The organism is Kitasatospora sp. NPDC032757, from assembly GCF_055579305.1.
The window spans coordinates 68,594-81,018 of sequence record NZ_JBVINN010000010.1 but is presented as its reverse complement, the minus strand read 5'-3'; the positions used below and the strand labels follow the sequence as shown (position 1 = coordinate 81,018).

The following is a 12,425-nucleotide window of genomic DNA, read 5'->3' as shown; positions in this document are numbered from 1 at the left end:
GTCATGATCGGGGTCAATCCCGTGCGTGGGGATTGTCCCGTGTGTCCCAGCGCACAGCTCACCAGGCGAAGCGGTCACTTGACAAGAGGCTCCGGGGAATTGGTGTAGACCTTTGATTGAGAGTCGAACGGTCTGCTCGAAGAAACGGTCGAACGGTGAGGTGGGCCCGCACCCCTGCCCGCCAGGTAGGGCACGGGCCCCGCTCTCAGGCGGCCAGTCGGGGATCACCCCCGCCGGTGGCCGTACCGGCGGCCCCCAGCTCCGCCGCGGAGATCTGTTCGATTTCGTTCACCCGCTCGGGCGTGTCGCAGGGCGCCGACCCGGTCGCACCGGCGTCGAGCGCCTCGACCGGACTGAACTGGCCGCGCTCGTGGTCCAGCACGTAGGCCTGGGCGGTGGCGAAGTCGAAGTACATGCCGACCAGCCGTAGCGTGCCCTCGGCGACCCGGCGCTCCACCGCGGGGTTCGCCAGCAGCTGGTCCAGTTGCTGGACCACGTTGGTGATGCAGAGCTGTTCGACCAGGTCGACCACCGGACGGGCGGTGAACTCGGCGGGGGCACGGCGCAGCCGGTCGAGCGCGCCGCGGCCGTTGCGCAGCCAGCGGGCCAGCGGGGTCGGCGGCCCCGGGCGCTCGTGCAGGCCGTCCAGCAGGGCCTTCATCGCGCCGCAGCCGGAGTGCCCGCAGACCGTGATGGACCGCACCTCCAGCACCTCCACGGCGTACTGCACCGCGGCGGCCACCGAGTCGTCGGCGGCGCCCGGCTCGAACGGTGCGGGCACCAGATTGCCGACGTTGCGCACGGTGAAGAGGTCGCCCGGGCCGCTGTTGGTGATCATGCTGGTGACCATCCGCGAGTCCGCGCAGGTCAGGAAGAGCTGGGAGGGCGTCTGTCCCTCCCGGGCCAGCCGGGCCAGCTCGGGGCGGATCAGCGGGGCGGTGTGCAGCTGGAACCCACGGAGGCCGTCCAGCAGCCGGCCGTGCGGATCCTCTTGCTGCTCGATGCAGTGGTGGCCGACCCAGGGCGTCCATGCCCGGCAGCGGTGCGGACCGGGAGAGCTGCCCGTCCGGATCGTCCCGTCCGGGTCGAGGACCTCCTCGTCCTGGCGCCGCGTCGTCATCGACACCCGACCGCCGGTCGCCTGGTGGCCCGTCCGCCAGCTGTGCAGCGTCTCGTACGCCGCGTGGTCCAGGAAGGAGCCGTCGTGGACGACCGTCACGTCGGCCGTGGCGGGGATGCCGGCCAGCGCGCGGCTCAGCCGGGGCACCGCGGTGAAGGTGAGCGGGCCGTGCGTCTGTACCGTGACGGATCCGTCCGGGCCGGACAGGACGTCCACGTGGGCGCGGGTCAGGCGGTAGAGCGCGAGCAGCACGGCCGTCGCGGTGCCCAGTGCCACGCCCAGCAGGACGCCGAGCAGCACCACGCCGAGGACGGTGGCCAGGTAGACCGGGAACTCGCGGTGCTGGTGCACCTTGCGGATGTGCGCGAAGCTCACCATCTGCAGGCCGACGACCAGGATCAGGGCGGCGAGTGCGGAGAGCGGGATCTTGCGCAGCCCGCCGGTGAGCGCCAGGGCCACGGCGAGCACCCAGACGCCGTGCAGGATCGAGGCCCAGCGACTCTGCGCCCCGGCCCGGACGTTGGCCGTGCTGCGTACCGCGCCACCGGCGATCGGCAGCCCGCCGAGCAGGCCGCTGACCATGTTGGCGATGCCCTGGCCGCGCAGCTCGCGGTCGAGGTCCCCGGTGCGGTGCGACATCCGGTCGACCGCGACGGCGGAGAGCAGCGACTCGACGCTTGCCACGGCGGTGACGGTCAGCACGGCGGCCAGGACCGCGGCGAGCGGCCCGTGGGGCAGGTCGGGGACGAGGTCGTGCGGCTGCCAGGCGGGCAGTTCGACCCGGGCGAGGTGCAGGCCGAGGGTCATGGCGAGCGCGGTGGCGGCGGCGACGGCCACCAGCGGGCCCGGCACCTTGGCCAGCCGGCGGCCGAACTCCCCGGCCCTGCCCGGGAGTCGGCCGATCCGGGGCCAGCCGAGCACGACGACCGCGGTGACCGTGCCGACGGCCAGCGCGGGCGGGTGCGGCCCCGCCAACTGGCCGGGCAGGGCGAGCAGGTTGGCCAGCGCAGAGCTCTGCGGGGAGCCGCCGAGGACGACGTGCAGCTGCGCGATGGCGATGGTCAGGCCGACTCCGGCCAGCATGCCGTGCACGATGGCGGGCGAGACGGCGAGCGCGGTGCGGGCCACCTGCCGGACGCCGAGCAGGAGTTGGAGCAGTCCGGCGGCGAGCGTGATGGCGCAGGTGGCCTGCCAGCCGTACTGGGTGATCAGCCCGGCGGTGATCACGGTCAGCGCGGCGGAGGGGCCGCTCACCTGGAGGGGGGTGCCGCCGAAGAGGCCGACCACGATGCCGCCGACGGCTGCCGCGGCGAGGCCCGCGGTGAGCGGGGCGCCGGTGGCCAGGGCGATCCCGAGGGAGAACGGCACGGCGATCAGGAAGACCACCAGGGAGGCGGAGAGGTCCTGCACCCAGTGGGTGCGGGAGTTCGGGCCCGGTGGGGCGTGGTCGTTGGTGTCGGAGGCGATGGGTGCGCTGGAGATGTCGAGGGTCATTGTCTTCCCGTCTTTTCCGGGGGAACGAACGCAGTCAGGTCCGGTGGTGAGTCCGGTTGGGGCTCGGGGGAGCCGGATCGGCTGTCGTGGGTCGCGACGGTGTGGCGGGATGGCGTGGGCGCGGCGGGGAGTGCGGGTGTCACCGGCCGGGCCGTGGACCATCAGTGGGCCTCGGAGGGGCATGGGAGAGGCATTGGACGGCCATGCCTCGGGGAGGACCATCAAGACTCGGTAAACCGAGGGTAATGAAAGCTTTGCACAGCGTCATCCCGGGCGGTAGCGCTGAACCCCTGGATTCACCCCATTGGGTGGTAGTCGAACTGACGGGAATCTGCTGACGCCCGGACAGGGTGGGCGGGGCCCGGCTGGGGTCCGGCCGAGGCGTGCGAGAACGGGCTGTGGCCTCCCTCCGAATGGAGGAAGGCCACAGCCCGTTCGGTGCCCCGCGCGCCGTCTTCGGTCGTGTGGTCGGGCCACGCGTGTCGTCGGGCGGTTCGTGCTGTGGGCGTCAGTGCGCACCGGCCGTGGCGTGCTGCTCGCCGCCGAGCACGAACCCGTGGTCCACCTGGGTGGCGAGGTCGATGCCGACCTTGGAGTTGGCCCAGCTCTCGGCATTGCGGAGGTGGAAGAGGACGGCCTGCTCGGTGTAGCGGGGGGCGTCCCGCCGGTCGTGGGCGGCGTCGGCCTCGCTGCGCAGCTGCTCCAGCACCGCGCGGTTGCCCGGCTCCAGCGCCCGCAGCGGCGGTTCCGCGCCCTGCTCCAGCCGGCGCACCCAGTCGGAGTGGCCGAAGGTGGTCAGCAGGTCCTCGCCGACCTCACGGTGGAGGAACTCCAGGTCGTCGCGGCCCTGCACCTTGTTGCCGATCACCCGGAGCTCGACGCCGAAGTCGCGCGCGTAGTCCTTGTACTGGCGGTACACCGAGACGCCCTTGCGAGTCGGCTCGGCGACCAGGAAGGTCACGTCGAACCGGGTGAACAGTCCGGAGGCGAAGGAGTCGGAGCCCGCCGTCATGTCGGTGACGACGTACTCGTCCGGGCCGTCGACCAGGTGGTTGAGCAGCAGCTCGACCGCGCCGACCTTGGAGTGGTAGCAGGCGACGCCGAGGTCCTCCTCGGTGAAGGCGCCGGTGGCCAGCAGGCGGACCGACCCTTCGTCCAGCGCGATCGGCCGGGCGCAGGCCGCGTACACCGGGTTCTCCTCGACGATCCGGAGCAGCCGCGAACCGCGGCCGGGCGGCGTGGTCTTGATCATCTCCTCGGCGGACCGGATCAGCGGGTTGCTGCCACGCAGGTACTCCTTGATCTCGGGCAGGTGGGCGCCGAGCGAGGGCAGCTCCGCGGCCTGGGCGTCCGTCAGTCCCAGGGCGGGGCCGAGGTGCTGGTTGATGTCGGCGTCGACGGCGATGACCGGGCGGCCCGCGGCGGCCAGGTGGCGGATGAACAGTGCGGACAGCGTGGTCTTGCCGCTGCCGCCCTTGCCGACGAACGCGATCTTCATCTGGGACTCCGGCTCTCGCTCTGAGGCCCATGCGCGGGGCCGCTTGATCGATGTCTCGTCGCGCTGCTTCCGCGTCGCCCTTCCGTGCCGCTTCCGCCCTGCGCCGACGTCGACGATCTCCAGAATTGGAAATCGTTATCGTCTCCGATAGCGCTCATGCTATCCGGGGTTTCGGGCTCCCCGGCGGAGGGGAGTGAGGATTGCCTCTAACGGGTGATCCGGGGTTGCTGTTTCGGGAGGGGCCCTTCTTTCATTACTCTCGGGTAGGTGAGCACTGGAACAGATCCCCTCGCCCCGCTGGCCCAGCTCCCCGGGGTGCCCGACGCGGTGGCCGAGGTGCGCAAGGCCGTCGACCGCCTCTACGGGCACCGGGTGATGCGCCGCCGCGCGGCCGAGGTCACCTCCGAATCCGCGCTGCGCGGCGCCCGCGCGTCGGCGGCGCTGGCCGGGGCGGACTGGCCGCTGGAGGAGGTCCGGCGCCGCAGTGACTTCAGCGCCGACCACGAGTCGCGTACGGTCGGCGCCGCCCTGCGGATCGCCGCCGAATCCGGCCAGCTGCTGAGCGTCTGGCGGCACTCGCCGCTCCAGGTGCTGGCCCGGCTGCACCTGCTGGCGGTCGGCGACGCCGACGCCGCCGCCGGGCGGCCGCGGCAGGCCGGCGAGGTCGCCGAGGAGCTGTTCCCGCTGGAGCTCAAGGCGGTGGAGAGCGTCGAGGCCGACCCTGCGGCCGGCGAGCCGGTGCCCGCCCTGCCGCCGGCCCCCGGGGCCGAGGAGGTCGCCGCCCGGCTCGACCAGCTCTCCCGGCTGCTGGTCGCCCGCGCGGAGGGCCAGGGCGTGGGGACGCCGGCCCTGGTGGTGGCTTCGGTGGTGCACGGGGAGCTGCTCGCGCTGCGGCCGTTCGGCTCGCACAACGGCGTGATCGCGCGGGCCGCGCAGCGGATCGTGCTGCTCGCGGAGGGGCTCGACCCGAAGTCGATCTGCCCGGCCGAGGTCGGGCTCGCGGAGCTCGGCACGGACGCCTACCGGCGGGCGCTGGCCGGCTACCTGGCGGGGACGGAGGAGGGCCTGGCGGCCTGGATCGGGCACTGCGGCCGGGCGCTGCGGCTCGGCGTGCGGGAGAGCACGGCGGTCTGCGAAGCGATGCAGCGCGGCATGGTCTGACCGGAGGCCCGCCCCGGCCTGCCCGCCGGGGCCTGCCGCCGGACCGGACTCGGCCCGGCCGGCCCGAACGCCGAGATCCCGAGGCCGCGCCGCCGTGAACGGCGAGATCCCGGGCTCGAACAGCGAGATGCGGCGGCACCTGATCCTGCCGGGTGCCGCCGCTGGTACAGGTACCGGGTGACCATGCATGCACCGGAAGTGCCCATCAGACGGGGATCCTGCCCGTTCGTCTGGTGCGGCGGCCCGACAGCGGGTCGGCTGCATGTGGGTGCTCGGTTATCTGTACGCGGTCCGTGGGGCCTGAACTGCGTTGTCGGTTTGACCTCTTCGGGTCCTGACCGGGTCTCGCGGGCCGTGCTTCATTTGTATCGCGTTTCGGGCGAAAGGGGAACCCGAAACGAGAAGTCTTCGGCTTTTGCCCGTTTTGTACCAAACCATACTGGTTGGGCTTGTTGTGCCCCGGAGCCTGCAACTGGGGCGGCAGGCCGTTCGGGCGCCGGGGCGGAGCCCCGAACGGGCGGGACGGTCGGTCGCTCAGGCCGCCGGGCGGCGCCGCCGCGCCGCGTACCAGATCACTCCGGCGGTCAGCACCGCCGTGCCGATCGCCACCGCGGTCAGCACCGAGCGGCTCGGTGCGGAGAACTCCGGGAGCCGCCGCCGCAGTTCCACCGGTCGGTCGAAGACCAGCACCGGCCACTCGCGCGCCACCGCCTCCTTGCGCAGGGCGCGGTCCGGGTTGACGGCGGAAGGGTGACCCACCGCCTCCAGCAGCGGCAGGTCGGTGGAGGAGTCGCTGTAGGCGTAGCACTCGGAGAGGTCGTAGCCCTCGGACTCGGCCAACTCCCGGATGGCGGCCGCCTTGTTCTCGGCGTAGGCGTAGTAGTCGATCTCGCCGGTGTAGCAGCCGTCCTCGATCTTCAGCCGGGTGGCGATCACATGGTCCGCGCCGAGCAGCGCGCCGATCGGCTCGACCACCTCGGACCCGGAGCTGCTGACGATCACCACGTCGCGGCCGGCCGCATGGTGCTGCTCGATCAGGGAGGCGGCCTCGTCGTAGATGATCGGGTCGATGAGGTTGTGCAGGGTCTCGGCGACGATCTCGCGGACCTGCTGGACGTTCCAGCCCCGGGTGAGCGCGGAGAGGTACTCGCGCATCTTCTCCATCTGGTCGTGGTCCGCGCCGCCGACCAGGAAGACGAACTGGGCGTAGGCGCTGCGCAGTACGGCCCGACGGTTGATCAGACCGCCCTGGTAGAACGGCCGGCTGAAGGCGAGGGCGCTCGACTTGGCGATGATGGTCTTGTCGAGATCGAAGAAGGCCGCCGTCCTGGGGCCGGCCGGGCGCGGGCGGGCGGCCGGGGGCGTCGGGGCGGCGCTCTCGGCCGACGCGGCGGGCTCGGCAGTGGAGCCCGGGGACTTGTCGGCGTACTCGTCGGCGTTCTCGGTGGTGTCCACGGGAACCGAGGATAGAGGGCGCCACAAAAGAGCCCGCCATTCGGCGTACTCGTGGGCGTGCGGGTTTGTGTTTCTGGCCGCTCGGGTACACCATGGAAGTCACGGATCGTTCGCGACCGTGCTAACCCGGTCCGGCTCCTCCCCCCCGAGTCGGGCTGTGGATAGACGACCCCCGCTCTCCCCCCCGGCGGGGGTCGTCGCACGTCCGGGGCCATTTTCAGGGCTTGAACGGCTTCTGCGGAGGATTCCGCACCGGCTCTGCAGGGGGTGTCGGGGGGCGGCCCCACCCGTCTGGTTTCGTCACTCTGTGTTGCCGGTTGCTCATCGCTGCCCGGGGTCCGTGCGAGGTCCGTGGAGGCCCGGAAGCGCCCACGGTGAGATCCCCGAAGAGATCCGTCACGAGACTCCGGAGAGATGGCGGAGATGGCGCGGGAGGCATCCTTGCGGACCCTGCCCGAGGGCCGGCCGTGCCTCGTGTGAGCTGTGCCGGTTCTTCTCGGTGAGGCCGTTTCGTCAATTCTTTGCTTAATAGCCCTCCGTCCGGGTGAACGTAGTTATCCACAGGCCCGAGTTGTCCACAGGCATTCGGAACCGGGCTGACGGAATCAGGATCACCCCCCACCGTGATGGACGGCAGCGGTTGCCGGGCCCCGAGCAGGGCGCCCCCGGTCGGCCGTCTGCCGGACCTGTCCGGACGTGCGCCCGTACCGCCCTACGCGGACGGACGCCGCAGAGGGGAGACCGCCATGTCGACGCCGATCACCGGCCATGCCTCCACCCACGGGCCGGAGGCCGCCGGCCCGCTCGTGGTCACCGAGGACGAGAGTCTGGCCGAGCACCTGCTGCGGCTCTGCGCGGCGGCCGGGACGGAACCCCGGCTGATCCGGGGTGCCTCGCCGCCGCGCGGGCTCTGGGAGGGCTCGTCGCTCGTGCTGGTCGGCGACGACCAGGCCGAGCGGTGCGCCGGGCTCCCCCGGCGTACCGGGGTGCTGCTGCTCGGGCTGGACCTCGACGACCCCGGGGTCTGGGTCAGAGCCGTCCAACTCGGCGCTGAGCACGTGCTGTTCCTGCCGGACGCCGAGGCCTGGCTGCTCGACCGGATCGCCGACGCGGCGGAGGGTGTCGGCACGCCGGCGCTCACCGTCGCGGTACTCGGCGGCCGGGGCGGGGCCGGTGCCTCCACCCTGGCCTGCGCGCTCGCGGTCACGGCCGCGCGCACGGGCCGGCGGACCATACTCGTCGACGGCGACCCGCTGGGCGGCGGGCTCGACATCCTGCTCGGCGGCGAGACGGCCGGCGGCCTGCGCTGGCCCGACCTGGCCGGTTCACGCGGCAGGGTCAGCGGCGCCGAGCTGGCCAAGGCGCTGCCGGTGCTGAAACGGCTGACCACGCTGTCCTGCCTGTCCTGGGACCGCGGTGACACGCTCGCCGTACCGCCCGAGGCCATGCGCAGCGTGCTGGCAGCCGCCCGTCGGCGCGGTGGCCTGGTCGTGGTCGACGTGCCGCGCCACCTCGATCCGGCGGCCGGGCAGGCGCTGGAGCAGTCCGACACGGCGCTGCTGGTGGTGCCCGCCGAGCTGAGAGCGGTGGCCGCCGCCGACCGGGTCGCGGCGTCCGTGCGGATGCGGCTCGACGACGTCCGGATGGTGGTGCGCCCGATGCGGCCGCTCGGGCTCCCGGCCCACCGGATCGCGCGGGGGCTGCGGCTGCGGCTCGCCGGAGAGCTGGGCGCGGAGCCCGGGCTGGCCGCCGACGTCGAGCAGGGCGTGCCGCCCGGGATCCGTGAGAACGGCCCGCTGGCGCGCTTCTGCGAAACCTTCCTGGACGAGGTGCTGCCGCCGGTTCCGGCGGTCGGAGGAGGTGTCTACTGATGGTCCGTCTGCGCAGAACAGGCAATGCGGCCGGGGGCGGCCTCGGTGCCGGTGCCGGTGGCCGGGGCAGCGGTGCGCGGGAGCACCGGCTGCTCAGGAGCGTCACGGCGACCGGCGGGCCCCCGGAGCCGGGTTCCCGGGCCGAGCCGCCCCCGTACGGGCGCACGGCCCGGGAGGAACGTACGGCCGCGCTGGTCGACGCCGTGAGGCTCAGGCTGGCCGAGTCCGGAGCGCCGCCGACGGCCGGGTCCGTCGCGGCGGTGCTGCGGGCCACCCGGCCGCCGCTCGGGGGCGACGACGTCCTCGACACCGTGCGATCGCTGCGGGCCGAGCTGGTGGGTGCGGGCCCGCTGGACCGGCTGCTGGCGGCGCCGGACGTCACGGACGTCCTGGTCAACGGCCCGGACGAGGTCTGGGTCGACCGGGGCGGCGGGCTCCGGCGGGCCGCCGGGGTCCGCTTCACCGACGCCGAGGCGGTCCGGCGGCTGGCGCACCGGCTCGCGACCGCGGCCGGGCGACGGCTGGACGATGCCCGGCCCTGGGTGGACGCGCGGCTGCCGGACGGCACCCGGCTGCACGCGGTGCTGCCGCCGATCGCCACCGGCTGCACCCACATCTCCCTGCGGGTCTGCCGGCCGCGCCCGTTCACACTCGACGAGCTGGTGGCCGGCGGGGCGCTGCCCGCGGCCGGTGCCGAGCTGCTGGCGGGCATCCTGCGGGCGCGGCTGTCCCTGCTGATCAGTGGCGGGACGGGGACGGGGAAGACAACCCTCCTGGCGGCGTTGCTCGGGCTGGTCGGGCCGGACGAGCGGATCGTCGTCGTGGAGGACTCGGCCGAGCTGCGGCCGGCCCACCCGCACGTGGTCCGGCTGCAGAGCCGCCCGCCCAACCAGGAGGGGCTCGGCGAGCTCACCCTGCGCGACCTCGTCCGGCAGGCCCTGCGGATGCGTCCGGACCGGCTGGTCGTCGGGGAGGTCCGGGGCGCCGAAGTGTCGGACTTGCTGGCGGCGTTGAACACCGGCCACGAGGGTGGCTGCGGCACCGTCCACGCGAACACCGCGGCGGACGTGCCGGTCCGGCTGGAGGCGCTCGGGTCGCTCGCCGGGCTGGACCGGCCGGCCCTGCACAGCCAACTCCGGGCCGCCCTCGACCTGGTGGTGCACCTGGTGCGGGAGCCGGCCTCCGGACGGCGCCGGGTCGCCGAGATCCACACACTGGCCGGTGATCGCGACGGCCTGGCCGTCACCACACCGGCGGTGACCTTCGCGGCGGACGGCACAGCCCTCCCCGGCGAGGGCTGGGAGCGGCTGCTCCGGCTGCTGGCGGCGCGCGGGGTGACGCTCGCCGGGGGGCTGCCGTGACGGCGGTACGGGCGGTGGAAGGGCTGTTCGTCCTGCTGCTGTGCGGGTGTGTGGCGGGCGCCTGGGCACTGCTCGGGCGATGGCGAGGGAAGGCCGGGGAGAAGGGTGGTCGCTGACATGGCGAAAGATCAGCTGTTGCTGTGCTGGGTGACGGTGCTCTGCGTCGCGGCGTCGGCCGGGTGGTACGCGCTGCAGCGGGCGGCGGCGGGCGCTCGCCGGCATGTGCTCCTGCCGGCCGGTGACGGCGGTGGGGGAGGCGACGGCAGCAGGAGGAGGGCCGCGCGCCGGGGCCCGGCGGTGGTGGATGCCAGGTGGTGGCCGCTCCGCAGACCAGATTGGCTGATGCCCGAACTGCTGCTGTTCCCGGCAGGGTTGGCGTCATGGCCGGGGGTGGGCTCGCCCGTCCCGCTGCTGGCGGCCGCACTGGCCTACCTTCCGCTGCGCCGCTGGCGGCAGCGGCGCAGCGTGACGGCGGCGGCCCGGCGCCGGTCGGCGGCGATCGTCGAGCTCTGTGCCGGGCTGGCAGGGGAGTTGCGGAGCGGGGCGACACCCGAACAGGCGCTGCACGTGGTGACGACGCGTATTGCCGCGGACCGCGAGGCGCTGCGCCGGATCGGCGAGGAGCCGGTGGCCCGACTGGCGGCCGGCCGCTACGGCGGGGACGTCCCGCTGGCGTTCCAACTGCTCGCCGAGCTGCCGGGCGGCAGCGGGGCGACGGCGATCGCCGCCTGCTGGCGGGTCACTGCCGACGGGGGTTCGGGCCTGGCGGCCGGGCTGGACGGGGTCGCCGAGGCGCTGCGCGCGGAGCAGGTGCTGGCCGAGGAGATCGCCGCGGAGCTGGCGGCGCCGCGGACCACGATCGCCGTCCTGGCGGCGCTCCCCGTAGCCGGGCTGCTGCTCGGGGTGGCGCTCGGGGCCCGGCCGGTGGCCGTCCTGCTCCACACTCCCGCCGGGCTGGCCTGTCTGGCGGGCGGGGCGGCCCTGGAGGGGCTGGGCCTGGCGTGGACGGCGCGGATCGTCCGGGCGGCGGCGCGAGGGGCCGTGGAAGCGCCCAGGAGTGCTGAACGGGAGGAGCTCCGGGCCGGGGGTGCGGCCTGGGTCGGCGATGGCCGGTGGCGGTGCGGCATCTCGCGCACGAAGGCGCGGCCGGGGCGGCCGAGCGGGTCGTTCCGGGCCGAGGTGATGTCGACATGAAGCCGGGGGCCGGTTGGAGCGTCCTGGTGCCGGCGGTGCCGATGGTGGCAGCGGGAGCATTGCTCCTGCGGCGAGGAGCGATGCGGTGGGCGGGGCGTCGGAGGTCGGCCTGGATCCGGGCCCGGGGCCGGCCCCTCGGGCGGGCCGCCCGGCGGTGGGGAGGGCCGGTGCGGGGCAAGCGGGGCGCGCGGATCCCGGCGCCGGGGGCCGACGGCGCGGGGCGCGCCCGGCGGGCGGCCTTGGCGGTCGCTGCCGGGCTCGGTGCGGCCGTGGCGCTGGGCGGCGGCGCCGGACTGGCGGTGGGCGTCCTGCTGACCGCCGCGCTGTGCCGGTGGCTGCCGAAGGCGAGGTCCCCGGACGAACGGCGGGCTGCCCTGGAGGAGGAGCAGCTCACCCGGCAGCTTCCGCTCACGGCGGAGCTGCTGGCGGCCTGCCTCGGTTCGGCGGCCTCGCCGGCCGTGGCGGTGGCGGCGGTCGGCCGGAGCGTCGGCGCCCCCATGGGGCCCCGGCTGGTGTCGATCGCGGCGGAACTGGCTCTGGGAGCACCGCCGGAGGTCTGCTGGACCAGGTTGGGCGAGGAGCGCCCGGCGTTGGCGCCGCTGGCCCGCTGTCTGGTCCGGACGAGCCTCAGCGGGGCTCCGGCGGCCGGGCCGCTGATCGGTCTGGCACACGGCCGGCGGACGGCGGCCGCCCGTACGGCGCACGCCCGCGTCCGCCGCGCCGGGGTCCTCGCGACGGCGCCGTTGGGGCTCTGCTTCCTCCCGGCGTTCGTGCTGATCAGCGTCGTCCCGGTGGTCATCGGGCTCACCACTCGCTTCGCCCAGGCGATGTGAGCCGGTGTCGGGAGGGTACGGGCGGGGTGGTGTCCGCGCGGGAGGCCCTGTGCGGGAGGTCCTGTGCGGGAGGTCCTGTGCGGGGCGGTGCCCGCCTGGTGCGGGGCAATGTCCGCTTGGGAAATCGATGTCAACCATCAATCATCGGAGGAGAGTTCCATGACCGTAGTGATCACACCGGAGATCGGCGACGGGCGTCCCGGCCGTCGCCTGTACGAGCTGTGCCGGCGCCGGGGCCTGTGGGTGGCCGGGCGGGCCCGGCGGTCGGTCCGGGTCAGGGGCAGGTCGGACGCCGGGATGACCACGGCTGAGTATGCGGTCGGCACGCTCGGGGCGTGCGCCCTGGCGGCCGGGCTGTACAAGGTGGTGACCAGTCCGACCATGATCGGCGGGTTGACCGAGCTCCTGGACCGGGCGCTCCATGCGACGTGATGATCC

General features: G+C 74.1%; 9 protein-coding genes. 6 read left to right on the top strand and 3 right to left on the bottom strand.

Features of this window, described 5'->3' with window-relative positions:
• Positions 1 to 205: 205 nt before the first annotated feature.
• Together ACZ5WK_RS14870 and ACZ5WK_RS14865 are read right to left on the bottom strand one after the other, a co-directional pair.
• Positions 206 to 2,614, bottom strand: a complete 2,409-nt coding sequence (locus ACZ5WK_RS14870) for a SulP family inorganic anion transporter (protein ID WP_465547732.1) — start codon at positions 2,612 to 2,614, stop codon at positions 206 to 208.
• 508 nt (positions 2,615 to 3,122) lie between these two features.
• The gene (locus tag ACZ5WK_RS14865; RefSeq protein ID WP_465547731.1) at positions 3,123 to 4,112 is read right to left on the bottom strand and encodes an ATP-binding protein; all 990 of its coding nucleotides are present in this window, start codon (positions 4,110 to 4,112) and stop codon (positions 3,123 to 3,125) included.
• A 267-nt stretch (positions 4,113 to 4,379) separates the two neighbouring features.
• Here ACZ5WK_RS14865 and ACZ5WK_RS14860 point away from each other — a divergent pair, with 267 nt between their 5' ends.
• Positions 4,380 to 5,273 carry a Fic family protein gene (locus ACZ5WK_RS14860; protein WP_465547730.1) on the top strand — a complete coding sequence of 298 codons (894 nt, stop codon included), beginning with the start codon at positions 4,380 to 4,382 and terminating at the stop codon, positions 5,271 to 5,273.
• A 534-nt stretch (positions 5,274 to 5,807) separates the two neighbouring features.
• Here ACZ5WK_RS14860 and ACZ5WK_RS14855 read toward each other — a convergent pair.
• Positions 5,808 to 6,728 (bottom strand): HAD family hydrolase, encoded by a 921-nt coding sequence (locus ACZ5WK_RS14855; RefSeq protein ID WP_465547729.1) that lies wholly within the window; start codon positions 6,726 to 6,728, stop codon positions 5,808 to 5,810.
• A 746-nt stretch (positions 6,729 to 7,474) separates the two neighbouring features.
• Between ACZ5WK_RS14855 and ssd the strand changes: the two genes are divergently transcribed.
• The 5 genes from ssd (at position 7,475) to ACZ5WK_RS14830 (ending at position 12,419) form a co-directional block, all read left to right on the top strand.
• Complete coding sequence (gene ssd, locus ACZ5WK_RS14850; RefSeq protein ID WP_465547728.1) at positions 7,475 to 8,599, top strand: septum site-determining protein Ssd; 1,125 nt, start codon at positions 7,475 to 7,477, stop codon at positions 8,597 to 8,599.
• Entirely contained in the window at positions 8,599 to 9,960 is a 1,362-nt protein-coding gene (locus ACZ5WK_RS14845) for a TadA family conjugal transfer-associated ATPase (protein WP_465547727.1), read from the top strand. Before ssd ends, ACZ5WK_RS14845 begins: the two co-directional genes overlap by 1 nt.
• Positions 9,961 to 10,077: 117 nt before the next feature.
• The gene (locus tag ACZ5WK_RS14840; protein WP_465547726.1) at positions 10,078 to 11,154 is read left to right on the top strand and encodes a type II secretion system F family protein; all 1,077 of its coding nucleotides are present in this window, start codon (positions 10,078 to 10,080) and stop codon (positions 11,152 to 11,154) included.
• Positions 11,155 to 11,321: 167 nt separating this feature from the next.
• Positions 11,322 to 11,987, top strand: coding sequence for a type II secretion system F family protein (locus tag ACZ5WK_RS14835; protein WP_465547725.1), 666 nt, complete (start codon positions 11,322 to 11,324; stop codon positions 11,985 to 11,987).
• Between the two features lie 159 nt (positions 11,988 to 12,146).
• Positions 12,147 to 12,419 carry a DUF4244 domain-containing protein gene (locus ACZ5WK_RS14830; RefSeq protein ID WP_465547724.1) on the top strand — a complete coding sequence of 91 codons (273 nt, stop codon included), beginning with the start codon at positions 12,147 to 12,149 and terminating at the stop codon, positions 12,417 to 12,419.
• The last annotated feature ends 6 nt before the right edge of the window (positions 12,420 to 12,425 follow it).

What these genes read in the sequence shown, in the direction of transcription:
- ACZ5WK_RS14870 (WP_465547732.1), bottom strand. Translation starts at nt 2,614, where the DNA reads ATGACCCTCGACATCTCCAGCGCACCCATCGCCTCCGACACCAACGAC.
- ACZ5WK_RS14865 (WP_465547731.1), bottom strand. Translation starts at nt 4,112, where the DNA reads ATGAAGATCGCGTTCGTCGGCAAGGGCGGCAGCGGCAAGACCACGCTG.
- ssd (WP_465547728.1), top strand. Translation starts at nt 7,475, where the DNA reads ATGTCGACGCCGATCACCGGCCATGCCTCCACCCACGGGCCGGAGGCC.
- ACZ5WK_RS14845 (WP_465547727.1), top strand. Translation starts at nt 8,599, where the DNA reads ATGGTCCGTCTGCGCAGAACAGGCAATGCGGCCGGGGGCGGCCTCGGT.
- ACZ5WK_RS14840 (WP_465547726.1), top strand. Translation starts at nt 10,078, where the DNA reads ATGGCGAAAGATCAGCTGTTGCTGTGCTGGGTGACGGTGCTCTGCGTC.
- ACZ5WK_RS14830 (WP_465547724.1), top strand. Translation starts at nt 12,147, where the DNA reads ATGACCGTAGTGATCACACCGGAGATCGGCGACGGGCGTCCCGGCCGT.